The sequence below is a fragment of the Flavihumibacter sp. UBA7668 genome (assembly GCF_002483205.1).
Lineage (GTDB): Bacteria > Bacteroidota > Bacteroidia > Chitinophagales > Chitinophagaceae > Flavihumibacter.
In genome coordinates, this window is the sequence record NZ_DLHM01000004.1 from 239,054 (window position 1) to 261,557 (window position 22,504).

The window sequence follows — 22,504 nt, forward strand, 5'->3', positions numbered from 1 at the left end:
CTTACCGGTTAATTTTTTTAATCCTGGTTATGGAAAGTTTTGCTTCCGGTGAAGGGTAATAAGCCATGCATACCATGCATTCTTCCTGTACCTTATTGGGTATTATTTCAAAATAAAAACGATCCCCTTCTTTTATGCCGGTTTTTTCAAAGTTGCAGGTGTTTGCAATGGTGAATACATTGTTGAAACTGGTTGCACGTTTTTCATCTCTGAAACTGGCCGTTAATTTATCCGGACTGATGTTACCCGACTCTACAGACACTACAAGATGACTGCAAATTTCACTGATAACCAATTTTCCGACAAGCGGACTTGTATTGTCAGCTTTTGAAGCAGTTTTACAGGAATTGATTCCGGCAATACCAAACCCCATCAATAAATAAAAATAGCATTTCATTCGACTGCTTTACATATTTTAAAAGCGCAGGTGCTTCACGGTTAGTCCGTCGTTGATCAATTGCCTGAGTGAATCAATCCCGATACGGATATGTCGTTCAACAAATTCGGTGGTCACTTTTTTATCGCTTTCTTCTGTTTTAACACCTTCCGGAATCATGGGAGAATCACTAACCAGCAGCAATGCGCCTGTAGGAATTTTGTTATAAAATCCAACAGAAAAGATGGTGGCAGTTTCCATGTCAATGGCATATGCCCGGATTTTCTGCAGGTATTCTTTAAATGTTTCATCATGTTCCCAAACCCTTCGGTTGGTTGTATAAACAGTGCCGGTCCAATAATCAACCCCATAATCCCGAATGGTGGTAGACACTGCTTTTTGCAAAGCGAATGCTGGCAGAGCCGGAACTTCAGGAGGGAAATAATCATTCGAGGTTCCTTCACCCCGTATGGCAGCGATCGGCAGGATTAAATCGCCTACTTTATTTCGCTTTTTTAATCCGCCGCATTTGCCAAGGAATAAAACAGCTTTGGGTTCGATTGCTGTCAGCAGATCCATTACGGTTGCAGCTGTTGGACTCCCCATCCCGAAATTAATAATGGTGATATCTTCCGCAGTGGCACATTGCATGGGTTTTCCGATTCCAACCACCTCTGCTTTATGCCATTTGGCAAACCAGTCCACATAATTGCTGAAATTGGTTAACAGGATATATTTTCCGAATTTCTCAAGCGGCTGTCCGGTATAGCGCGGCAACCAGTTTTGCACGATTTCATCTTTTGTTTTCATGGCTGCAAAATTTTCCGTTCAAAAAACTCAATTTTGGCAATATACGATTTTCGAATCATAGCTTTGGGAAATGATCAGCATTGAGTACCCCGATAATTCATTGAAATGGAAAGAGGAAAAAGGCCAGCGTTGGGTCTTTGATTCGATTCGGAAAAAATGGCTGGTGCTTACTCCTGAAGAATGGGTGCGGCAACATTTTCTGCACTACCTCATTGCTGTAAGGCAATACCCTGTCGCCTACATTGCTGTGGAAAAAACCATGAAATTAGGGGAATTGAATAAGCGCTTTGATCTGTTGGTCTATGATCGGCTTCACCAACCCTGGCTGATGGTTGAATGTAAAGCGATGGAAATTAGTTTGTCTGAATCGGTTCTTCATCAGATTCTTCGATACAATATGGCGATACCGGTTTCCTACCTCGTTATAACAAATGGTACGGAATGTTATGCCTATCACCGCTCCAATGGAAAATTACTGCCCCTTGATGAATTGCCTTCGTTTTAAAACGTCAGACAGGTGTTAGAACGATGTTAGAGAGGTGTCAGACAGGTGTTAGAACACCTGTCTGACACCTAACCTTATGGAAAAATCCCGAGTTCCTCGTAACTGGTTGCAACTTTATTGATGGCTACCACATACGCAGCTGTACGCATATCAGGAATGGATGGATTTCTCTTCCAGCAATCCATGATTTCGCGGGTCGCACTAATCATGGTTTCTTCCAATCCGGAATAAACCAGATCCACTTCATCCGGACCATGTTCAATCATGATTTTATGGTTATCAGCCACTTTCTTTCCGGTCAGGTTTTCAATCTGATTCAGAATATTCTTATTCTGATTTTCCGTGAACCGCTTTTCCAATCGGCCATAGCGCACATGGCTCAGGTTTTTCAACCACTCGAAATAGGAAACGGTTACCCCACCAGCATTCAGGTACATGTCGGGAACAACCAATGTTCCTTTGGCTGCAAACACCTCATCTGCCTCCGGCGTAAGCGGACCATTAGCCGCCTCCCCAATAACACGAGCCTTGATACGAGGCGCATTTTCACCATTGATTACATTTTCCAGAGCAGCCGGAATCAGAATTTCACAATCCAGTTCCAACGCATCATTGGATTGAGCAAGATTCAACGCGCCCGGGAAATTTAAAATAGACCCTGTTTTCTTTCTATGCTCAAATACTTCTTCTTCATTCAGCCCATCCGGATTCATAATGGCTCCTTCATATTCTGCAATGGCAATTACTTTGGCTCCACCTTCCCGGAAAAATTTGGATGCATGATAGCCCACATTGCCCAATCCCTGGATTACCACGGTCTTTCCTTCAATTCCAAGATCCAGTCCCAACCGCTGCATTACATCCGTCATATTACAAACTTCCCGGATGCCATAAAATACACCCAGCCCGGTTGCTTCCCGACGTCCACGTACACCACCCTGCGTAACAGGTTTGCCAGTTACACAACCAAGTGCATCCACTTCACCTGGTTTCATACTCATGTACGTATCCAGAATCCAGGCCATTTCCCGCTCTCCGGTTCCATAATCAGGTGCCGGAACATCGGTACCCGGACCAATAAAATTTTTCTTAATCAGCTCATGGGTATAGCGCCGGGTAATTTTTTCCAGCTCATAAGCCGTGTATTTTTTTGGATCGATGGAGATCCCGCCCTTGGCTCCTCCAAACGGAACGTTTACGATAGCACACTTATAGGTCATAAGTGCCGCCAATGCCATAACCTCATCGAGGTTCACCGCTGTAGCAAAACGAATCCCTCCCTTACAGGGTGTTTTGTGATGGGAGTGCTGCACGCGATAGGCTTTGATTACCTCAATCTGATCGCCGATCTTAACCGGAAAATGCATCCGGTAAACAGAATTACATTGTTTGATTTGTTCAAGGATTCCCGGATCCCAGTTCGTGAACTTGGCTGCCTTGTCAAAGCTCTTCTCTACTGCTCCAAAGAAGCTGTACTCTTGATGTCCAGACATGTTGTTCGTTTTTGAATGTGTTTTTATATGTGTTTACGCAATCGCTGAAGGGATACGAACCTATAACGGATAAAACTCAGGCTTCTTTTTCCAGCCGGCTTATTTTTCTATCCAGCCGGATTAAATACACTACTATCCCAATTACAATAGTGAATACCACGGCCACCACTGCATAAATTTTACCATTGGCATGCAGGGCATCGGCCATCTGAACCGGTTCATCTCCGGTCATCGGAGTTTGTGAAAAAAGGGAAATTCCTGCCAATAGCAGACCGGCAAGGAGTCCCGGCCATTTTTTATTACGCATGTTGTAGTTTTTTTTCTTCCAATTTTTTCAGTCGGATACAAAGGGTTGCTACCCATACGCCCAGTATCGCCCAGCCTGGAAATGCTATAAAATAAAACAGGTAACGCATCCGGCTGTCTACATCACCCGGATTTAAGGCCGGGTTTCCCATACCGCCTGGATGCAGACTCTCCAATAACCGGGGAATGATCCAGATGGTTGGAAAGAGCATTGCAAATGCGAAAATATTATAGACAGCCCCGATTTTAGCCCGCTTATCCGGGTCTATCATGGAATTCCTCAACACCAGATATGCGAAATAAATCAGGAACGCTATCGCAGCCCCGATCTGTTTAGGGTCATTGCTCCAGGGTTTTCCCCAGGTATAATTCGCCCAGATCATGCCGGTTGTTAATCCCAATATGCAGAACAATAAGCCCACATTGGCATATTCCACCGCCACAATATCATGTTCCAGTTTACCGCTTCGCAGGTACTTGACGGAATAAATAACCGATACAATGAAAAAAATCATCATCCCAAACCACATGGGAACATGGAAATAATAATTACGAATCGTTTCATTCAGGATGGGTTTGGCGGGTACATCCCCTATAAACCCCGCTACTGAAATGATCAGTAGCTGCACGATACAAAGAATTTTCCACCAGGCTAATCGCATACTATCTTATAAGTGCCGCAAAATTAGGGGAATTGCAAGAAGGGGCAAAGTAACCCCTGCACCCGACGGGTGTTAAAAAGGTTAGTCCTTCCAGAGAAAGGGGAAAAGGATGATGGCAAGCGCTACCACCAGCAGGTCCAGTCCGGCAAGCAGTAGAAAGATCATACCCAAACTATCCTGAATAACCTGGCTGAAAGCGGTATTGGCCAGTTTCATCATCAATAAAATTTGAGGAATAATTAACGGGAATCCCAAAATTGCCATCAAAGCAGCATTCTGCTGGGCACGGGCAGCGATGGCAGATAAAAAGGTAAAAACCAGGCTTAACCCAAGTCCCCCAAAAATGGCCACCCCCATAAACCGGATTCCGTTTTGAACGGGATTGCCTAATAATAATCCAAACAGCACCCATGAAACCAGACTTAAGAGCGCCATCAGCAACACATTAAACAGTAATTTGGACAAAATGAAATCCCGCGCACCGGCAATGGAATAGAAATATAGCAACCGTCCCCGGCTTTCCTGTAAAAAACTTTTGGCCACTGCATTTACGCAAACAAATAATTGAATCATCCAGAAGAGGCCATTCCATACCTGGTCTTCCGGTTGACCCATGGCCAGATACAATACAAAAATAGTACTGGCCACATACAGGATAATTCCATAGAACGTATACTGCTGGCGGAATTCAAGCAGAAGGTCTTTTCTAAATAATGCAATAACTGCTTTCATGTATCATGATTTTTCATCGTAACAGGATCGGCAGCGCGGCTCATAGGTTTCCTTTTCGCCGAGCAATACCTGGCTGTTCAACGGGATCTTTCTATAACTAAAAGAGGCAATATTTCCACATTTAACACATATGGCATGCAACTTGGTGATATAATCTGCCTTGGCCAGCAGAAAGGGCATCTGCCCAAATGGTTTTCCAAGGTAATCCATATCGAGGCCGGCAATGATGACCCGGATTCCCTGGCGCGCCAGCTGATCGCAAACCACGGGTAACTGATCATCAAAAAACTGAGCCTCATCAATTCCGACAACATCCACATTGGAGGCCATCAGCAAAATGGTTTGAGAGTTGTCAATGGGAGTGGATAAAATGGCATTTTCATCGTGGGATACGATCTGAACTTCATCGTACCGGACATCAATTGCAGGTTTGAATATTTCAACTTTCAAATTTGCAATCCGGGCACGTTTCAATCGACGGATCAGTTCCTCTGTTTTTCCGGAAAACATGGAACCACAGATAACTTCAATCCATCCCCTTCGGCCGCCATTTAAAGTAGGTTCTATAAACACGATATGATCGAATTGGTAAGGAACAAAATCTACTTAACAAGGTTAACAGAACCTTTGAAAGCAGATGTTATAGTTCCGGTTTTATTTTAATAACTTTATGAATCTCAATACTAACCCAAAAGTACCATATCAAATGGAAAGAGTTAGAGCACTGATTAATAAGCTTCAGGAACAACTGGATCAGGAGGCAGATGCAGCTGCCTTACTGCGTACAGCCCAATTGTTACAGGCTGCCATTCAGGAACAGGCTTCGTCTTCCATTGTCCGAAATGGAAATTCAAAAGTAGCAGTTGTACTGCCAACCGGAAATAATACCGTTCAGAAACAGCCGGTACCATCCTCCGAGCCAGTTATTACTAACGAAACGCAATTCCAGCCAAAATTGGAAACCAAGCCGGTTGATCCGGTAATTCCCATCGAAGCGGCAGCTCCCATTGAAATTGCAGCCCCTGTTCAGGAAACCACCATGCCAACCGACTGGCTGCATTCACTGATGCAGGAAATTCCTACCCTCGCACATCAGAAGGAAATCCGGGAACTGAATGATGTAATGAGCCAGCAACTAAACGGAGGTTCTTTAAATGATAAACTCAAACAGGCTTCCATTGAAATAGCGGAAGTGCTTACCCGTGAACCGGTACGCGACCTTAAAAAAGCCATCGGAATCAATGACCGTTTTGTATTTGTTCAGGAATTATTCCGGGGAGATGAGGTCATGTATGAACGAAGCATCAAAACCATCAATTCCTTTAATATCCTGCAAGAAGCCGAATACTGGATTGAACGCGAATTAAAGCTCAAACTGGCCTGGGATGATTCAAAAGACACCGTTCGCCATTTCTGTCAATTAGTAAGAAGACGATTCTCCTCCAAATAAGTTTGGATAGTTGAACTGGCTCCTCTTTGCCGGGCAACAAATTGCCGGGCAGCTTCCGATGCAACAGCCAGTGCAGCAGGATCTGTCAATAAATGATTCAGCAATTCTTCCAGTTCCAACGCATTTTCGACCCCAAAACCGCCTCCTGCCTCAATTAACCGGGTAGCTTCCGGAAAACGATCATAAACGGGTCCGTGTATCACTGGAATTCCATAAACCGCGGCTTCCAGAATATTATGCAGTCCATCATCCCCAAAACCACCACCCACATAGGCAATAGTTCCATACTTGTAGAGGCGGGATAACATGCCGATATTGTCAATAATCAGGACATTCGCGGTCGTTTCCGGCTTTTCAGCACCCTTTCCGAACTGATTTTGCCAAAGGGAGTACCGGACCGTATGTTTAAAGAGTTCTTCAATTTCGACCAGATGTGCCTCTTCAATTTCATGCGGAGCAATTATGAACCGGAGATCCTGCCGATGATTGGCAAAATGGTCCAGCTCTTCCTCGTCTTCCGGCCAGGTGCTTCCGCAAACCAATACCGGGTGATTACCCACAAATTCAGCCACCCCATCAACCGGAACAAATTTTTCCGCGATGGCTGATACCCGATCATACCGCGTATCGCCTGCTACTGTTACCCGGGAAATTCCAATGCCACTCAACAAATCGCGGGAGTCCTGATCCTGTACAAACAACTGCTGAAAACAGGTCAGCATATGCCGGTGCAAGTGCCCAAACCGATGAAAAAAGGGTTGCGATTTTCTAAAGCGCCCGGCAATCAGCAGAACCGGTATATTTTTTTTTAAAAGTGTAGTAAGGTAGTAATACCAGAATTCATACCGAACCCAGATTACAAGGTCCGGAGAAAGGGTTTCAATGAAAATTTTTGCATTCCGGGCTCCATCCATTGGCAAATAACAGACCAGATCTGCTCCGGCATAATTCTTTCGGATTTCATAACCCGAAGGCGAGAAAAAACTCAGTGCAACCCGGTACCCGGAATACTTTGCACGAATCCATTCCAAAATAGGACGCCCCTGCTCAAATTCTCCCAGAGAAGCACAGTGCATCCATACAAGCGGACGCGGGTCGGGTTCCAATTGCTGTTTTAAGCGCTGCTGCCAGTCAGTCCTTCCCTTTACCCATTTTTTGGCTTTGGGGTTCCAGAAGGCAGCCAGCCGAAGGGCCCGGCCATATAACAGCAGAAATAGATTGTAAAGTAAAAGACTCACTGAATCAAGTGGTTAATGTGAAGCAAAGCTAAATTCAAAGTTCCAGCCAACCTATATTTTGCTATTTTTGTGCCCATTTTAAAAAGAGGAGGGTGATCTATGCGTCCAATACAAATGGTTGACTTAAAGCAGCAATATCAGCAAATTAAAGCGGAAGTTGATACCGCCATTCATGAAGTGCTGGATTCCGTTGCTTTTATAAATGGCAAAGCAGTGCAGGATTTCAGTCAGGCACTGGCCAACTACCTGCAGGTGAAACATGTGATCCCCTGTGCTAATGGTACCGATGCCCTTCAAATTGCCATGATGGCACTGGACCTGCAACCGGGAGATGAAGTTATCACACCCTCCTTTACCTATATCGCAACAACTGAAGTGGTAGCACTTTTACGACTGCAACCGGTATTTGTTGAAGTGGATGCAAAAACATTCTGTATAGATCCTGCTGCCATTGAAAAATCCATTACACCCAAAACAAAAGCCATTGTTCCTGTTCATTTATATGGACAGGCTGCGAATATGGAAGAAATCATGGCAATTGCCAATAAACACGGAATTGCAGTAATTGAAGACAATGCACAGGCAATTGGTAGCGATTATTATTATAAAGATGGTCGTACCCAAAAAACAGGCACCATCGGAACCATTGGATGTACTTCCTTTTTCCCTTCCAAAAACCTGGGCTGTTATGGCGATGGCGGAGCGATTTGTACCAATGATGATGAACTGGCTGCGAAAATGAAAATGATCGCCAACCACGGACAAAAAATCCGTTACTACCATGAGATTGTTGGCTGCAATAGCAGACTTGACAGTATACAGGCCGCCGTTCTGAATGTAAAATTGCCTAAACTTGATGCCTACATAGACGCCAGGAGAAAGGCTGCAGATTTTTATGATCAGGCCTTTGCCGCTAATAATAAAATCACCACCCCATACCGCGATTCCAATAATAAACATGTCTTTCACCAGTACACACTGATTCTGGAAGGGGTTAACCGCGATGGCTTACACCAGTTCCTGGCAGATAAACAAATTCCATCCATGATTTATTATCCGGTACCGGCACACCGGCAGCAAATGTTTGCAGCATTCGGAAGCGGTGAAAATAAGTTGAAAATTACCGACTGGTTAACCGAACGGGTGATTTCATTACCCATGCATACAGAACTGGATCAGGAACAATTGAACTATATCAGTACACAGGTTTTAGAATATGTAAATAATAATTAAACTAGATAAATCCTCATGAAAATTACAGTAGTTGGAACCGGATATGTTGGGTTGGTTACCGGTACCTGTTTTGCAGAAACAGGAAATGAAGTGATCTGTGTTGATATTGACCAGTCCAAAGTTGATCGCTTAGCTAATGGAGAAATCACTATTTATGAACCAGGTTTGGAGAAACTCTTCCTACGGAATCTGAAAGAAGGCCGGCTTAGTTTTACAACCAGCCTGGCGGATGGAATAAAAGATGCTGCTATTATATTCCTTGCATTACCTACTCCTCCGGGTGCGGATGGAGCTGCAGACCTTCGTTTCGTGCTGGGTGTTTCCGAAGAAATTGGAAAGCTCCTGACTGATTATAAAGTGTTGGTAGATAAAAGCACTGTGCCGGTAGGAACCGCTGACAAGGTCAGAGCTGCAGTTGCTAAAAATTATGCGGGTGAATTTGATGTGGTTTCCAACCCTGAATTCCTGCGGGAAGGGGTAGCGGTGGATGATTTTATGAAACCGGATCGGGTAGTTATAGGTGTTAGTTCTGATCGCGCCAGAAAATTAATGGGAGATTTATATGCTCCTTTTGTAAGATCGGGTAATCCGGTTATTTATATGGATGAACGTTCAGCAGAGCTTACCAAATATGCGGCGAATTCATTCCTTGCTACCAAGATCTCTTTCATGAATGAAATCGCCCAACTCTGCGAGCGACTTGGAGCAGATGTGGATATGGTGCGCCTTGGAATCGGTAGTGACGACCGGATTGGAAAACGTTTTCTATTTCCTGGAATTGGTTATGGTGGAAGTTGTTTTCCGAAAGATGTTCAGGCACTGGTTCAATCTTCCTCTCAGGCAGACTATGATTTTAAAATTCTCAATGCAGTAATGGATGTGAATGAAAAACAGAAAACACATCTCTTACCTAAAATCAGTCGCTATTTTGGGGGCAATCTCAAAGGCAAACAGTTTGCCTTATGGGGACTGGCATTCAAGCCCAATACAGATGATATCAGGGAAGCACCGGCATTGTATATGATTGAATCGCTATTGGAGCAGGGAGCATCCATCACGGCATTTGATCCGGAAGCTATCCGGAATGTCAAACAATTACTGGGTGATAAAATACGTTATGCAGAGAATCAATACGATGCCCTGCAGGATGCAGATGCTTTATTGATTGCCACCGAATGGAATGAGTTCAGAACGCCTGATTTCCTCAAAATGGTAACCCGCATGAAATCAAAAGTAATATTTGACGGCAGGAATTTATTTGATACCAAAGCAATTGCTGAACTTGGTTTTCATTATGAAAGCATAGGCCGTAAAACTGTTTCCAATTCAAAATAAACCCTTCATGCAAAAAAGAGTATTGATTACAGGTGCAGCAGGTTTTTTGGGTTCTCATCTCTGTGATCGTTTTATAAAAGAAGGTTTTCAGGTAGTTGGAATGGATAACCTGATCACCGGTGATCTGAAGAATATTGAACATCTTTTCAAGCTGGAACAGTTTGAATTTTACCATCATGATGTAAGTAAATTCATTCATGTGCCGGGTAACCTGGATTATATTTTACATTTTGCTTCCCCTGCAAGCCCGATTGATTACCTGAAAATCCCTATTCAGACCCTTAAGGTGGGCGCCCTTGGTACCCATAATTGCCTGGGTCTGGCAAAAGCCAAAGGAGCAAGGATTCTGGTTGCGTCAACCTCTGAAGTATACGGTGATCCGCTGGTTCATCCACAGACAGAAGAGTATTGGGGCAATGTGAATCCGGTTGGACCAAGAGGTGTTTATGATGAAGCCAAACGTTTCATGGAATCCATCACGATGGCCTATCATACCTATCACCAGGTAGAAACAAGGATTATCCGCATATTCAATACCTATGGTCCGCGTATGCGCCTCAATGATGGTCGTGCATTACCTGCATTTATCGGCCAGGCTTTAAGAGGAGAGGACCTGACTGTATTTGGAGACGGATCTCAAACCAGGTCTTTCTGTTATGTGGATGATCTGATTGAAGGCATTTATCGCCTTCTTATGAGTGACTATGCAAATCCGGTCAATATTGGTAACCCGGATGAAATCACCCTGAAAGAATTCGCAGAAGAAATTATCAAGCTAACAGGAACCAGTCAGAAAATTGTTTACCGTCCGCTGCCAGCAGATGATCCCAGGCAACGCAAGCCGGATATTTCCAAAGCAAAAGAGATCCTTGGCTGGTCGCCACGTGTAAACAGATCAGAAGGAGTGAAAATTACATATGAGTACTTTAAATCACTTCCGCATGAAGAGTTGTTTAAACAACCCAAAGAATTTAAAATCGTAAATAAATGACTATTCACCAGGACCTGGTTGACAAAAAAGCCAAACTTGCCGTGATCGGCCTCGGTTATGTAGGCCTTCCGCTCGCTTTGGAATTTGCCAAAATATTGTCCGTAATCGGATTCGATATCAATGCACGAAGAGTGGATATGATGCGCAATAATATTGATCCGAGTAAGGAAGTAGGTCCGGATGAATTTAAGAACCGGGATATTATTTTTACAGATGACCTGGAGTTGTTGAAAACAGCCCGATTTTTTATTGTAGCAGTACCAACGCCTGTTGATAAATACAATGTCCCTGATTTAAAACCCCTGATTGGTGCCTCTACCACAGTTGGTAAAGTGTTGAAGAGCGGCGATTATGTGGTGTATGAATCAACCACCTATCCTGGTTGCACAGAAGAAGATTGTTTACCAGTACTGGAAAAAATATCCGGACTGGAATTGGGGAAGGATTTTAAACTCGGTTATTCACCGGAGCGAATCAATCCGGGTGATAAGAAAAACACCCTTCGTACCGTAATTAAAGTAGCTTCTGGTAGTGATGCGGAAGCAGCTGAGGAAATAGCCCGAACCTATGAGTTGGTGGTGGATGCCGGTGTGCATCGCGCACCTTCCATAAAAGTAGCAGAGGCAAGTAAAATCGTTGAGAATACCCAACGCGATATGAACATCGCCCTGATGAATGAACTCTCCCTGATTTTTGATCGGATGGGTATCAATACCTATGATGTAATTGAAGCAGCAGGAACAAAATGGAATTTTCTGAAATTTCAACCCGGTCTGGTAGGCGGACATTGCATTGGTGTTGATCCCTATTACCTGACCCATAAGGCTGCTTCTCTCGGGTATCAGTCAAGGGTAATTGCCGCGAGCCGATTTATCAATGATGATATGGCCAAATACCTGGCAAGAAAAATTATTAAATATGTTCTTCGGAACTCTGACAATCCGCGTGTACTTGTAAAAGGAGTGACCTTTAAAGAGAATGTAAGCGATATCAGAAACTCAAAAATTGTAGATACGGTCGAAGAATTACTGGCATTTAATATTCATGTGGATGTAGAAGATCCTTATGCAGAAAGTGGAGAAGTAAAGGAAGAATATGGTCTGCAGTTAACCCGGCAGGACGGAAAAGAGTATGATGCCGTAATTATTACCGTACCGCATGATCAGTACAAAGGACACGATGATGCCTATTTTTCATCCATTACCCGTGAACATGGTGTGATTGTTGATTTAAAAGGTATTTATAAAAATAAGATCACCTCAAGAACCTATTGGAGTTTGTAATGACAACATCAACTATTTTAATAACGGGCGGAGCCGGATTTATCGGATCACATGTAGTGCGGTTGTTTGTAAATAAGTACCCACAATACAGAATCGTAAATCTGGATGCGCTTACCTATGCAGGCAATCTGGAAAACCTGAAGGATATTGAAGCTGCACCTAATTACCAATTTGAAAAAGGTGATATTACCGATGAACCGGCGATGCAGGAACTTTTTGCCCGCTATGCTTTTGACGGTGTCATTCACCTGGCTGCTGAAAGTCATGTGGATCGCAGTATTTCGGATCCTTTACAGTTTGTAAAGACCAATGTGCTGGGTACAGCCAATTTATTGAATGTGGCAAGAAAAGCCTGGGCCAATGCTTTTTCGGGAAAACGTTTTTATCATGTTTCTACAGATGAAGTCTATGGTTCATTGGGTGAAGAAGGATTTTTTACAGAAGAAACTGCCTATGATCCACGGTCACCCTATTCTGCTTCCAAAGCAGCGTCGGATCATTTTGTAATGGCCTATTACCATACGTATCATTTCCCCGTGGTAATGAGTAACTGTTCCAATAATTATGGGTCACACCATTTTCCGGAGAAATTGATTCCGTTGATGATTAATAATATCCTGAATAAAAAACCCCTTCCTGTTTATGGCAAGGGCGAAAATGTTCGGGACTGGCTATGGGTAGAAGATCATGCCAAAGCAATCGACCTTATTTTTCACAAAGGGAAAGAGGGGGAAAAGTACAATGTTGGCGGCTTTAATGAATGGAAGAATATTGATCTGGTGCACCTGCTTTGTTCTATCATGGATAAAAAATTAAACAGGAAAGAAGGCGAATCGGCTGAGCTGATTACCTATGTAACGGATCGGCCCGGGCATGATTTACGCTATGCCATTGATGCCACCAAACTTAATAAAGAATTGGGATGGAAGCCATCCCTCCAGTTTGAGGAAGGGTTGGAAAAAACGGTGGACTGGTACCTGAATAACAGTGAATGGGTGGAGCATGTTACCAGTGGCAATTACCAACAATATTATCAAGAACAATACGAACAAAGATCCTGATGGCATTTACAGAAACCGGATTTCCCGGGTTGTTGATTTATGAGCCCAAGGTTTTTGGTGATCATAGGGGATATTTTTTTGAGTCCTACAATGCGGCTGTCTTTACAGCAGCCAATATTCATTATCAATTTATACAGGATAATCAGGCAAGATCCGGTTATGGTGTTGTAAGAGGATTGCACTATCAATTAGCACCTTTTGCTCAAACCAAACTGATCCGTGCTTTGGAAGGAACGATCCTTGATGTGGTGGTAGATTGCAGGAAAAACTCTCCAACTTTCGGAAAGGTATTCAGCATTGAACTGAGTGCTGAAAATAAAAAACAGTTGCTGGTGCCAAAGGGCTTTGCGCATGGTTATTCAGTATTGAGTGAAACAGCAGAAGTACTGTATAAATGTGATTCATTTTATAAAAAAGATGCGGAGGGTGGAGTACTCTACAGTGATCCGGCTTTGGCAATTGACTGGAAGGTTCCGGCGGATGCCATGTTAATATCCGATAAAGACAAAGTGCTCCCTGTTTTTTCCGCAATTAATCATGAATTTCAACTGGAATCATGAAAAAAATTCTGGTAACCGGCGCCAATGGTCAGGTAGGGTCTGAATTGCAGGAATTATCCATTCTCTATCAGGATCGGTTTGAATTTGTTTTTACTGATCGCGATAGCTTTCCACTGGATGATGAAGCAAAGATGGTATCGTTTTTTGCTGCTCATAAACCGGATTATTGTATTAACTGTGCAGCCTATACTGCTGTTGATAAAGCAGAAACAGAGCCGGAAAAATCCATGCAGATAAATGGAATTGCAGTAGGGGTGATTGCTGCTTTGTGCAATCAATATGGAACACAGCTTATTCATATTTCAACTGATTATGTATTTGATGGAAGCAGTGCTCTTCCTTTAGGAGAAGATGCTCCGGTTAATCCCATCAACCAGTATGGCTTATCCAAATTGAAAGGAGAGGAGTTGGCAGTAAAGGAAGCTGCTTCTTCTATTATAATTCGCACTTCCTGGGTCTACTCTTCCTATGGCAATAATTTTGTAAAAACCATGATGCGCCTCATGTATGAGCGTACAGAATTAAAGGTGGTAAATGACCAGATAGGCGCACCTACCTATGCAGGTGATTTGGCAAAAGCAATTCTTCAGATAGTGGATCAAATAGAGGCTTCGGGTAATACAACTATTGCCAGTGGAATATACCACTACTGCAATGAAGGCAAAATCAGCTGGTACGATTTTGCCCTGGCTATCCGCGATAAAATTGGCAGTACCTGTAATGTGTTACCAATTCCTTCCTCCTCGTATCCAACTCCTGCTAAACGTCCGGCTTTTAGTTTGATGGCCACCGATAAAATTCAGCATGCATTTAATATTGCCATTTATCCCTGGAAAGAAAGCCTGGATACCTGTCTGCTGAAATTGCAGCAATACCTTGCTTAAGTGTTATTCAACGTTGAGATTTTGGTAAACTCGCTCTAACTAATGCGTAGGAATTAGCGATCCATTCTTTAATTAGCCGATCCGGAATGGAATGATCCATCACCACCGTATTCCAATGTTTTTTATTCATATGGTAACCGGGTTGAACGGCAGGATATCGCTCTCTTAATTCTATTGCTTCATCCGGATCACATTTTAAATTGATGCTTTCAAAAAGATCAAGATCCGTTAGCGCAAACAATTTCCCTTTTACTTTATACACCAGGGTTTCAGGGCCGAATGGAAACTCCTCTGTAACATCAGGAAAACTCAGGCAATATTGGCGGAAGGATTCGATGTTCATAGTGATAATAATAAAACTGACTTTGACGTTTAGGTACGGAAGTAACAAATTTTCTTCAAAATGACTAAATCTTACTATGATAAAACTAACAAGAATTTTTACACTGGCCCTTGTCCTGTTCACAATCGTATTTTCATCCTGTAAAAAGGAAGCAGCAACGGATTCTAAATATTACGTGAAATTTAAAAAGAATGGCACCTGGATTACCTGGTCATATGCACTTGGTGAGCTGGGGCCTGATCTCATTGATGATTCAAAAACCAATTTGGGAATTGTCGGTTATACGGAAAATGGCAAAGGTCAGATTAATCTTTCCATCCAGGTAGATGGTCCGGTTTTAGGCACGGGTGTTTATAATAGCGATGACTATTTCATACCAATAATCTACGCAGAAAATGCACTTGAATCCGACCTTTACCTCATGGGTGATATAGACGGACGCGAAGAATCAAAGTATACAATTACCATCACTTCTATCACCGATGATTCCATTAGTGGCCATTTCACTGGCAATTACCTGACAAAAAGTTTCGAAGAAAATGATGTCGTAGAAATCACGGAGGGTCAGTTTGTGGCGAAACGGGTAAGGTAATTAATATAAGGAAAATAGAGAAAGTCCAAAATAAAAAAAGGACGATCACCAACCAGCTGATCGTCCTTTTGCACCAAGTTTTAGTTGCCCTCTCTTTCTGTTTTAAATTCCTTCTCAGCCCGGCTTGGGCAGATGAGTTGCCTTTTATTAGTTTCTAACCGGAAATATAAGGAGAACAGTGGATGATTGCCCCAGCATCCCCGGACTTATCCCGGACTTGTACCGCACTTGTGCCTGACCTGCACCGGAGCCAGCAATCATATAACAGGATTTTTTCAGCAAAAATCGGCGACCAGGTTTTTACTATAAAAATGGATAGGATGTCGGATAATCCTAAAAATAAAAAAAGACGGTCAGCAACCTGCTGATCGTCTTTTTTTGTTGGCCTACCTGGATTCGAACCAAGACAAACAGAACCAAAATCTGTCGTACTACCATTATACTATAGGCCATCCTACCTCAATGGGAGTGCAAAAATAAAGGGTGTGGCCATTTCTGCCAAAAAAAATTGAGAAAATCTGAATATGGCCTAAAATCACCTAATTCATTAATTTCCATATATGTTATCACCCAACCGCAGAAGCTTTCTGCAAACCCTGTCAACTGCCGGTTTTGGTGCGCTCTTAGCCGGTACCGCCCTCCCTGCCTGGAGTCGCCAATTGGAACGTAGTCTGGCTGACTACAGCAGTTTTGATGCTGACAAACTGGCCTCGGAAGAAGATTTCTGGTATAGCATTCAGCAGGCATATACGGTTTCTCCCTCTATAATTAACCTCAACAATGGCGGTGTTAGTCCCTCTCCCAGGGTAGTACAGGAAGCCATGAAACGATTCCAGGACCTGAGTAATGAAGGTCCCAGTTATTTTATGTGGCGGATTCTGGATCAGGGAAGAGAACCGCTAAGGGCAAATCTTGCCCGATTAGCAGGTTGCCATCCCGAGGAACTGGCCATCCAGCGCAATGCTTCTGAAGCTCTGGAGACAGTTATTTTCGGCCTTCCATTGAAAGCCGGCGATGAAGTGGTGCTATCTAAGCAGGATTACCCCAATATGATCAATGCCTGGAAACAACGGGAAAAAAGAGACGGCATCAAACTGGTTTGGGTGAATCTTGAACTGCCATCAGAGGATACTGCTTACCTGATTCAACAATACTCCAGCGCATTTACAACAAAAACCCGGATCGTTCATATCACCCATATCATCAACTGGAATGGACAGATTCTTCCGGTTCGGAAAATTGCAGATGCTGCACATGATAGGGGAATAGAAGTGCTGGTAGATGGTGCCCATAGTTTTGCGCATTTTCAATTTCAACTAAAGGAGCTTGGGGCTGATTATTTTGGAACAAGTTTACACAAATGGCTGAGTGCCTGTATTGGTACCGGTTTTCTCTTTGTCAAAAAAGAAAAGATCGAAAAGTTGTATCCGCTATTTGGTGCACCAGCCGGACAGGAAACCAATATTCGCAAATTTGAGAACCTGGGAACCCGTCCGTTTTTTATTGAACAGGCAATCGGAAAAGCCATCGAATTTCAGGAAATGATTGGCGCAGAGAGAAAAGAAAAACGCCTGCACTATCTTAAAAATTATTGGATGGAACAGGTGAAGGATCTGTCCGGGGTTGAAATCGGCACCTCCTTACAGCCTGGATTTGGCTGTGCTATTGGATTAGTAGGGGTCAAATATCGCAAGCCAGCAGACCTGGATCAATTCCTGTTCAATAAATTTAAAATTCATACAGTTGGAATTGAGTGGGAAAATATAAAAGGAGTGCGAATCACACCGCATGTATATACCACAACAAAACAATTGGATCTTCTGGTAAAAGGAATCCGCGAATTTGTGAAGTCAGGAGTTTGATCAGGGCTTCATTTGTTTGATCCATTCACTGATCAGTGCTACACCTTCTTTATGAATTTGTTCTCTTCCCAATTCCGGCATTGCAATGCCCGGATCAATCGTATTCATCCGGTAAACAAGAATGGATTTTTCCGGTTTCCCGGGAACTATTGCATAGGAGAAATTTCCGGATCCTCTGCCAGCAGCAACCGGTGTTTTATGAATACCTAAGGCCGTAGGATCCTGATTGAACATATCAAGGTATAACCCCGATGTATTCGCTGGTCCGGTTACACTGTGGCAATGTCCACAGTTTATATCCAGATAAGCCCGGGCCCGCTGATCAATTGAACTGCTTTCATCCTCCCAATTGGCATTGGCAGGCACGCCGGAATCCGGCAGGTTTTTTAACCATCCATTTTCAGCCCAGATAAGTAGCTGATTGGCTGAATTGGATTCCGAATGAACGGTTTTATTCAAATGCCTTGCACTGATTCCAATTGGCAGAAATTCTTTTCCATTGGTATGACAGCCCTTGCACTGATTTTTATTGGGGATGGCATAGTGCGTTGTTCTTTTTTTCCCTTTTGAATCAATGTATCCGATTGTTCGGGTATCACCTGCTACGTCATAGTATGCTTCAGTTTGATCTGCATTCCAGATATACGGCAGTGCATTCCAGCCTGTTTCTTCATGAATCAATAACCTTGTTTCAATCAGGTATCTACCTTTATCAGGTTGCCTGAAATCAACAGGATAATAAAAATTCTTAACTAAAACAGTACCTAAAGGTAAATCAAATGGTTTTTTGGCCTGATAAACTGCAGCTTTACCGGGAGGTAAAACCATAAACCGAATCTTCTCTGCATAATTGCTGAATAGTGAGCTATTCAACTCATACGGTATAACCCCCGCAGCAGGCTTGAGCTGAGCTATAGGTCCATCAAAAAATCCGTATTCGGATAGTTTTTGTTTTGTTACAGATTCTCTAGATGTCTGAAGATGACTCATCAGAAAGATGCAGGCTAAAAGCAGCAGTATGATACTACCTTTTTTCATTGCAAATTGATAGTAACGGGAATATTCAGAGCACAATTATATCCTTTCATGTCTCTGCTGATTTTCTTGAATCCATTGGCTGCATCAATATTGGCAAAACTTTCTCCCTGATTATTCTGAATGCAAAGCTGATTTGGAGTAACCGCTTTTTCATCATGAATACCATCATAAATGATATGCGGCACATTTTTTCCGAACCTTAGTTTAAACCGAAATAGTTTTCCCATACGCCCTTTCATGGTTGCCCGTTGTTTTTTTCGTTCATATACATTGCCATGGATATAAATGTTGGATGGATACGGGTAATAGGTGCTGTCATTTATAGGGTTTTCAGTTATATAATAACTGACTACAACCGTTCCTGCCGTTCGATTATTGCTGATTCGGTTTTCATATATATCCACATTATTGGCAGCCAGAACCATGATGCCGGTTCCCGGCGGCACCTTTCCCACAATATTTCCTTTTGGAGCAAAATTGACATGATTGTTTTCATACACCTGATTGTTGTATAATTTGGTAAATCCTCCTTTTTTTACAATCAGATCAGGCAAATCGAACACCAGAATACCACCCGTATTATTAAATGCTTCGTTGTTATGTACTTCAGCGTAAAGTGAATTTTCAATTTCAATACCGGCCACATTTTCTGTGGCAATCGAATTTCGGACAATGATATGATGGGATTGGCCTACATAGATGCCGGCATCACTGGCACCGCGTGCATAACAGCTATCGATCAGCACTCGCTGACATTGGACCGGATAGATTCCATAACCGCCATTAGATGAGTTGGCTCCCCGGGTCCATTCAGTTTTAACTTGCAGAAAATGAATTCCATCAACCAGTTGGGTTTTAATTGCATCCCCTTTGGTATTTTGAACTGTCAGGTTTTCCAGACGGATATTGGAACCATTGGTGATTTTAATTCCTTCGGCTCCGGAAATCTGATTGGCAAAATTCAGTATGGTTTTATCCCTTCCTTTTCCACGAATGGTTACGCCTTGTTTTCCATCCATCGAAAGGGTGCCTGTCAGGAAGTACGTTCCCTCCGGCAAAAGGACGATTCCATTATTCTCAACTTCAATTAATTGAGTTTGCAATTTTCGTTGAATATCCTGTTGGGCGGAGGCCGCTATTGCAAGCAGGCTCAGGATAAACAAAAGGGAAGTCTTTTTCATACTGGCAGCTTCTTCCCTAATTTACGAAAATCAGACGGCCTTTACGAGGAAGTAATTTCTTCTTCCTTTTTGAATCAGATAAAAACGATGGTGTAAGAGTTGGGCTTCCTCTGGTTTAGTTTCAATACCGGCGATTTTTTCTTTATTCAAACTGATGCCTCCGCTGGCAACCATTTTCCTTGCTTCTCCCTTACTGGGAAAAATACCGGTTTCGGCAAGGAAGCTCACAATATCCGTTCCTTCTTTGATTTTTTGAAGAGGGAATTCATGTTGGGGTACACCTTCCATTACCTGTAAAAACTGCTCCTCCGATAAGCTGAGCAATACCTCTGTAGTGGCATTCCCAAAGAGAATTTCAGAGGCTTTCAGCGCAAATTCATAGTTTTCTTTTCCATGAACAAGGCATGTGATTTCTTCCGCCAATCTTTTCTGAAGAAGGCGAAGATGGGGTTCTTTTTGGTGTTGTTCGGTTAATTGCTCAATATCGGTTCTGGACAAAAAGGTGAATATTTTGATCCATTTTATTGCATCCTCATCGGAGGCATTCAGCCAGAACTGATAAAACTGATAAGGCGAGGTTTTGCCAGGATCCAGCCACACATTTCCTTTTTCTGTTTTTCCGAATTTACCACCATCTGATTTGGTAAGCAGGGGACAGGTAAAAGCAAATGCTTCCCCACCACCCATTCTGCGGATTAGTTCCGATCCGGTTGTGATATTCCCCCACTGGTCGCTTCCGCCCATCTGGAGTTTACAGTTTTTGTTCTTATTTAGCCAGTAATAATCGTACCCCTGAATCAGCTGATAGGTGAATTCAGTAAAACTGATCCCGCTGTCGCCATCAATCCGCTTTTTCACACTGTCCTTCGACATCATATAATTAACCGTAATATGTTTGCCTACATCCCGGATAAAGTCGAGAAAACTGATTCCTTTGAACCAGTCGTAGTTGTTGACGATTTCGGCTGAATTGGCCAGTTCCGGGTTGAAATCAAGGAATTTCTCCAGTTGAGCCCGGATTCCTGTGAGGTTTCTGGCAAGGGTTTCTTCATCCAGCATCTTTCGTTCCTCTGCTTTGAACGAAGGATCTCCAACCATTCCGGTAGCCCCGCCAATCAATGCAAAAGGCTTATGTCCAGCCTTTTGTAAATGAATTAAAAGAAGAATGGGGACCAGGCTACCAATATGCAAACTATCCGCTGTAGGGTCAAAACCAATATAAGCGGCGGTCATTTCCTTGTTCAATTGTTCCTCTGTTCCTGGCATGATATCCTGCAACATGCCTCTCCATCGTAATTCTTCTATTAAATTCATAAAAAATGCTGCAATTTGCAACAAAACTAACGCAATCGGATTAGCCGGCGAAAGGCAATATTGCCCGGGTGGCGGCGTTATAGTCCATTAGCGAAATCTTTGCTTATCCTGAAAGTTGACTGATGAACCGAATAAACCGAGGAGTCTTATGTTGTCTTTTGATCATGCCTATGGCATTATCAGCACAGTTTCGAAAATATTCCAATGAATTCCTGAATATAGGAGCGGGCGCCAGAGGGCTGGCCATGGGTTCTGCCCAGGTAGCTTCCGTGTCTGACGGAACAGCAGGTTATTGGAATCCTGCTGCGCTGGTTCATGTAAAAGGGCAGGCACAGGTGAATATCATGCATGCCGAATATTTTGCAGGCATCGGGAAATACGATTATGCCAATGTGGCCATTCCTTTAAAAGACGGAAAAAGAACCATTGGTCTCTCTGTTCTTCGTTTTGCTGTTGACGATATTCCCAATACGGTGTTTTTGGTGGAACCGGATGGTACCATCAATTTTGATAATATCACCACCTTTTCTTCGGCAGATTATGCTTTTCTGTTTTCTTATGCGCAGGAATTAAAAATGAAGGGTTCAACAGATAAAAAGCTAAACCTGGGATTTAATGCAAAAGTAATTCACCGCAAGGCAGGTGATTTTGCCACAGCATGGGGCTTTGGCTTTGATGCAGGGGTACAGTATATAAACAAACGGTTTCAGGCCGGACTTGTTGCCCGGGATGTTACCACCACCTTCAATGCATGGACCTACAATATCAATGATAAGATGAGGGAAGTGTTTTATGTAACACAGAATGATGTTCCCGTAAAATCCAATGAATTAACTGCGCCCAAATTGATTGCAGGGGCTTCCTACAATTTTAAACTCAGCAAATCCATCAACCTTCTTGCTGAAGGAAATCTGGATTTCACGTTTGATGGCCGGAGAAATACCGTCATCAGTTCATCAGCAGTAAGTATTGATCCGAAAATTGGGCTGGAAGCATCGGTTAAAAACGTATTCTTTGTGCGGGCCGGAATAAATAATTTCCAAAAAGCGCTGGATGATAATGATAGTACCTATAGGAAAAAAGTATGGATTTATCAACCAGCTCTGGGTGCGGGATTCCGCTTGCAGAATGTGATGATTGATTACGCATTCACGAATCTCGCCAACCAGTCCAATCCGCTGTATACGCACGTATTTTCATTAAAGCTTGACCTGGTCAAGAAAAACAAGAACAAGTAACTGCTTAGCATATGCGC

At 43.0% G+C, this 22,504-nt stretch carries 24 protein-coding genes and 1 tRNA gene; 12 read left to right on the forward strand and 13 right to left on the reverse strand.

Features of this window, described 5'->3' with window-relative positions:
• Nucleotide 1 precedes the first annotated feature (1 nt).
• A complete protein-coding gene (locus B2746_RS09125; RefSeq protein WP_290792545.1) occupies nucleotides 2-397 on the reverse strand; it encodes a hypothetical protein in 396 nt (131 codons plus the stop codon).
• Nucleotides 398-415: 18 nt separating this feature from the next.
• Entirely contained in the window at nucleotides 416-1,186 is a 771-nt protein-coding gene (locus B2746_RS09130; RefSeq protein WP_290792546.1) for an AMP nucleosidase, read from the reverse strand.
• 70 nt (nucleotides 1,187-1,256) lie between these two features.
• Here B2746_RS09130 and B2746_RS09135 point away from each other — a divergent pair, with 70 nt between their 5' ends.
• Nucleotides 1,257-1,691 carry a type I restriction enzyme HsdR N-terminal domain-containing protein gene (locus B2746_RS09135; protein ID WP_290792547.1) on the forward strand — a complete coding sequence of 145 codons (435 nt, stop codon included), beginning with the start codon at nucleotides 1,257-1,259 and terminating at the stop codon, nucleotides 1,689-1,691.
• Nucleotides 1,692-1,765: 74 nt separating this feature from the next.
• Here B2746_RS09135 and B2746_RS09140 read toward each other — a convergent pair whose 3' ends face one another.
• From B2746_RS09140 to B2746_RS09160, 5 genes are all read right to left on the reverse strand, one after another.
• Nucleotides 1,766-3,184 (reverse strand): Glu/Leu/Phe/Val family dehydrogenase, encoded by a 1,419-nt coding sequence (locus B2746_RS09140; RefSeq protein ID WP_290792548.1) that lies wholly within the window; start codon nucleotides 3,182-3,184, stop codon nucleotides 1,766-1,768.
• 76 nt (nucleotides 3,185-3,260) lie between these two features.
• Nucleotides 3,261-3,491: a CcmD family protein gene (locus B2746_RS09145; protein WP_290792549.1), complete on the reverse strand. Its 231-nt coding sequence runs from the start codon at nucleotides 3,489-3,491 to the stop codon at nucleotides 3,261-3,263.
• Nucleotides 3,484-4,152, reverse strand: a complete 669-nt coding sequence (gene ccsA, locus B2746_RS09150; RefSeq protein WP_290792550.1) for a cytochrome c biogenesis protein CcsA — start codon at nucleotides 4,150-4,152, stop codon at nucleotides 3,484-3,486. The genes B2746_RS09145 and ccsA overlap by 8 nt, the downstream gene beginning before the upstream one ends.
• 81 nt (nucleotides 4,153-4,233) lie before the next feature.
• On the reverse strand, nucleotides 4,234-4,884 hold the full coding sequence (locus B2746_RS09155) for a heme exporter protein CcmB (RefSeq protein ID WP_290792551.1): 651 nt from the start codon (nucleotides 4,882-4,884) through the stop codon (nucleotides 4,234-4,236).
• 3 nt (nucleotides 4,885-4,887) lie between these two features.
• Complete coding sequence (locus B2746_RS09160) at nucleotides 4,888-5,457, reverse strand: thymidine kinase (RefSeq protein ID WP_290792552.1); 570 nt, start codon at nucleotides 5,455-5,457, stop codon at nucleotides 4,888-4,890.
• Between the two features lie 133 nt (nucleotides 5,458-5,590).
• On the opposite strand from B2746_RS09160, the gene B2746_RS09165 reads away from it, so the two are divergent.
• Entirely contained in the window at nucleotides 5,591-6,334 is a 744-nt protein-coding gene (locus B2746_RS09165; protein ID WP_290792553.1) for a hypothetical protein, read from the forward strand.
• Here the strand turns inward: B2746_RS09165 and B2746_RS09170 are convergent.
• The gene (locus B2746_RS09170; protein ID WP_290792555.1) at nucleotides 6,301-7,572 is read right to left on the reverse strand and encodes a 3-deoxy-D-manno-octulosonic acid transferase; all 1,272 of its coding nucleotides are present in this window, start codon (nucleotides 7,570-7,572) and stop codon (nucleotides 6,301-6,303) included. The genes B2746_RS09165 and B2746_RS09170 overlap by 34 nt on opposite strands.
• A 99-nt stretch (nucleotides 7,573-7,671) precedes the next feature.
• On the opposite strand from B2746_RS09170, the gene B2746_RS09175 reads away from it, so the two are divergent.
• The 7 genes from B2746_RS09175 to rfbD are packed head-to-tail and all read left to right on the forward strand — an operon-like array spanning nucleotide 7,672 to nucleotide 14,919.
• Complete coding sequence (locus tag B2746_RS09175) at nucleotides 7,672-8,805, forward strand: DegT/DnrJ/EryC1/StrS family aminotransferase (protein WP_290792557.1); 1,134 nt, start codon at nucleotides 7,672-7,674, stop codon at nucleotides 8,803-8,805.
• Between the two features lie 15 nt (nucleotides 8,806-8,820).
• A complete protein-coding gene (locus B2746_RS09180) occupies nucleotides 8,821-10,140 on the forward strand; it encodes a UDP-glucose dehydrogenase family protein (RefSeq protein ID WP_290792559.1) in 1,320 nt (439 codons plus the stop codon).
• Nucleotides 10,141-10,147: 7 nt separating this feature from the next.
• Nucleotides 10,148-11,131: a UDP-glucuronic acid decarboxylase family protein gene (locus B2746_RS09185; RefSeq protein WP_290792562.1), complete on the forward strand. Its 984-nt coding sequence runs from the start codon at nucleotides 10,148-10,150 to the stop codon at nucleotides 11,129-11,131.
• Nucleotides 11,128-12,414 carry a nucleotide sugar dehydrogenase gene (locus B2746_RS09190; protein WP_290792565.1) on the forward strand — a complete coding sequence of 429 codons (1,287 nt, stop codon included), beginning with the start codon at nucleotides 11,128-11,130 and terminating at the stop codon, nucleotides 12,412-12,414. The genes B2746_RS09185 and B2746_RS09190 overlap by 4 nt, the downstream gene beginning before the upstream one ends.
• Nucleotides 12,414-13,475: a dTDP-glucose 4,6-dehydratase gene (gene rfbB, locus B2746_RS09195; RefSeq protein ID WP_290792568.1), complete on the forward strand. Its 1,062-nt coding sequence runs from the start codon at nucleotides 12,414-12,416 to the stop codon at nucleotides 13,473-13,475. The genes B2746_RS09190 and rfbB overlap by 1 nt, the downstream gene beginning before the upstream one ends.
• Nucleotides 13,475-14,035, forward strand: a complete 561-nt coding sequence (gene rfbC / locus B2746_RS09200; RefSeq protein WP_290792571.1) for a dTDP-4-dehydrorhamnose 3,5-epimerase — start codon at nucleotides 13,475-13,477, stop codon at nucleotides 14,033-14,035. The genes rfbB and rfbC overlap by 1 nt, the downstream gene beginning before the upstream one ends.
• Nucleotides 14,032-14,919, forward strand: a complete 888-nt coding sequence (gene rfbD, locus B2746_RS09205) for a dTDP-4-dehydrorhamnose reductase (protein WP_290792574.1) — start codon at nucleotides 14,032-14,034, stop codon at nucleotides 14,917-14,919. Before rfbC ends, rfbD begins: the two co-directional genes overlap by 4 nt.
• A gap of 7 nt (nucleotides 14,920-14,926) precedes the next feature.
• On the opposite strand, the gene B2746_RS09210 is transcribed toward rfbD, so the two are convergent.
• The gene (locus tag B2746_RS09210; RefSeq protein WP_290792577.1) at nucleotides 14,927-15,262 is read right to left on the reverse strand and encodes an MmcQ/YjbR family DNA-binding protein; all 336 of its coding nucleotides are present in this window, start codon (nucleotides 15,260-15,262) and stop codon (nucleotides 14,927-14,929) included.
• Nucleotides 15,263-15,338: 76 nt separating this feature from the next.
• Here B2746_RS09210 and B2746_RS09215 point away from each other — a divergent pair, with 76 nt between their 5' ends.
• Nucleotides 15,339-15,854: a hypothetical protein gene (locus B2746_RS09215; protein WP_290792580.1), complete on the forward strand. Its 516-nt coding sequence runs from the start codon at nucleotides 15,339-15,341 to the stop codon at nucleotides 15,852-15,854.
• 381 nt (nucleotides 15,855-16,235) lie between these two features.
• Here B2746_RS09215 and B2746_RS09220 read toward each other — a convergent pair.
• Nucleotides 16,236-16,306 (reverse strand) — tRNA-Gln (locus B2746_RS09220).
• Between the two features lie 108 nt (nucleotides 16,307-16,414).
• Between B2746_RS09220 and B2746_RS09225 the strand changes: the two genes are divergently transcribed.
• On the forward strand, nucleotides 16,415-17,716 hold the full coding sequence (locus B2746_RS09225; RefSeq protein ID WP_290792582.1) for an aminotransferase class V-fold PLP-dependent enzyme: 1,302 nt from the start codon (nucleotides 16,415-16,417) through the stop codon (nucleotides 17,714-17,716).
• On the opposite strand, the gene B2746_RS09230 is transcribed toward B2746_RS09225, so the two are convergent.
• The 3 genes from B2746_RS09230 to tyrS are packed head-to-tail and all read right to left on the reverse strand — an operon-like array spanning nucleotide 17,717 to nucleotide 21,249.
• Entirely contained in the window at nucleotides 17,717-18,754 is a 1,038-nt protein-coding gene (locus B2746_RS09230) for an SO2930 family diheme c-type cytochrome (RefSeq protein ID WP_290792585.1), read from the reverse strand. It abuts the gene before it with no gap.
• Nucleotides 18,751-19,935 (reverse strand): parallel beta-helix domain-containing protein, encoded by a 1,185-nt coding sequence (locus B2746_RS09235; protein ID WP_290792588.1) that lies wholly within the window; start codon nucleotides 19,933-19,935, stop codon nucleotides 18,751-18,753. The genes B2746_RS09230 and B2746_RS09235 overlap by 4 nt, the downstream gene beginning before the upstream one ends.
• A 30-nt stretch (nucleotides 19,936-19,965) precedes the next feature.
• On the reverse strand, nucleotides 19,966-21,249 hold the full coding sequence (tyrS, locus tag B2746_RS09240; protein WP_290792590.1) for a tyrosine--tRNA ligase: 1,284 nt from the start codon (nucleotides 21,247-21,249) through the stop codon (nucleotides 19,966-19,968).
• 170 nt (nucleotides 21,250-21,419) lie between these two features.
• On the opposite strand from tyrS, the gene B2746_RS09245 reads away from it, so the two are divergent.
• Nucleotides 21,420-22,487, forward strand: a complete 1,068-nt coding sequence (locus tag B2746_RS09245; protein ID WP_290792593.1) for a PorV/PorQ family protein — start codon at nucleotides 21,420-21,422, stop codon at nucleotides 22,485-22,487.
• Nucleotides 22,488-22,504: the final 17 nt, after the last annotated feature.

What these genes read in the sequence shown, in the direction of transcription:
- ccsA (WP_290792550.1), bottom strand. Translation starts at nt 4,152, where the DNA reads ATGCGATTAGCCTGGTGGAAAATTCTTTGTATCGTGCAGCTACTGATC.
- B2746_RS09180 (WP_290792559.1), top strand. Translation starts at nt 8,821, where the DNA reads ATGAAAATTACAGTAGTTGGAACCGGATATGTTGGGTTGGTTACCGGT.
- B2746_RS09135 (WP_290792547.1), top strand. Translation starts at nt 1,257, where the DNA reads ATGATCAGCATTGAGTACCCCGATAATTCATTGAAATGGAAAGAGGAA.
- rfbC (WP_290792571.1), top strand. Translation starts at nt 13,475, where the DNA reads ATGGCATTTACAGAAACCGGATTTCCCGGGTTGTTGATTTATGAGCCC.
- B2746_RS09165 (WP_290792553.1), top strand. Translation starts at nt 5,591, where the DNA reads ATGGAAAGAGTTAGAGCACTGATTAATAAGCTTCAGGAACAACTGGAT.
- B2746_RS09245 (WP_290792593.1), top strand. Translation starts at nt 21,420, where the DNA reads ATGGCATTATCAGCACAGTTTCGAAAATATTCCAATGAATTCCTGAAT.
- B2746_RS09230 (WP_290792585.1), bottom strand. Translation starts at nt 18,754, where the DNA reads ATGAAAAAAGGTAGTATCATACTGCTGCTTTTAGCCTGCATCTTTCTG.
- rfbB (WP_290792568.1), top strand. Translation starts at nt 12,414, where the DNA reads ATGACAACATCAACTATTTTAATAACGGGCGGAGCCGGATTTATCGGA.
- tyrS (WP_290792590.1), bottom strand. Translation starts at nt 21,249, where the DNA reads ATGAATTTAATAGAAGAATTACGATGGAGAGGCATGTTGCAGGATATC.
- B2746_RS09185 (WP_290792562.1), top strand. Translation starts at nt 10,148, where the DNA reads ATGCAAAAAAGAGTATTGATTACAGGTGCAGCAGGTTTTTTGGGTTCT.
- rfbD (WP_290792574.1), top strand. Translation starts at nt 14,032, where the DNA reads ATGAAAAAAATTCTGGTAACCGGCGCCAATGGTCAGGTAGGGTCTGAA.
- B2746_RS09125 (WP_290792545.1), bottom strand. Translation starts at nt 397, where the DNA reads ATGAAATGCTATTTTTATTTATTGATGGGGTTTGGTATTGCCGGAATC.
- B2746_RS09145 (WP_290792549.1), bottom strand. Translation starts at nt 3,491, where the DNA reads ATGCGTAATAAAAAATGGCCGGGACTCCTTGCCGGTCTGCTATTGGCA.
- B2746_RS09155 (WP_290792551.1), bottom strand. Translation starts at nt 4,884, where the DNA reads ATGAAAGCAGTTATTGCATTATTTAGAAAAGACCTTCTGCTTGAATTC.
- B2746_RS09175 (WP_290792557.1), top strand. Translation starts at nt 7,672, where the DNA reads ATGCGTCCAATACAAATGGTTGACTTAAAGCAGCAATATCAGCAAATT.
- B2746_RS09130 (WP_290792546.1), bottom strand. Translation starts at nt 1,186, where the DNA reads ATGAAAACAAAAGATGAAATCGTGCAAAACTGGTTGCCGCGCTATACC.
- B2746_RS09215 (WP_290792580.1), top strand. Translation starts at nt 15,339, where the DNA reads ATGATAAAACTAACAAGAATTTTTACACTGGCCCTTGTCCTGTTCACA.
- B2746_RS09225 (WP_290792582.1), top strand. Translation starts at nt 16,415, where the DNA reads ATGTTATCACCCAACCGCAGAAGCTTTCTGCAAACCCTGTCAACTGCC.
- B2746_RS09140 (WP_290792548.1), bottom strand. Translation starts at nt 3,184, where the DNA reads ATGTCTGGACATCAAGAGTACAGCTTCTTTGGAGCAGTAGAGAAGAGC.
- B2746_RS09210 (WP_290792577.1), bottom strand. Translation starts at nt 15,262, where the DNA reads ATGAACATCGAATCCTTCCGCCAATATTGCCTGAGTTTTCCTGATGTT.
- B2746_RS09190 (WP_290792565.1), top strand. Translation starts at nt 11,128, where the DNA reads ATGACTATTCACCAGGACCTGGTTGACAAAAAAGCCAAACTTGCCGTG.
- B2746_RS09235 (WP_290792588.1), bottom strand. Translation starts at nt 19,935, where the DNA reads ATGAAAAAGACTTCCCTTTTGTTTATCCTGAGCCTGCTTGCAATAGCG.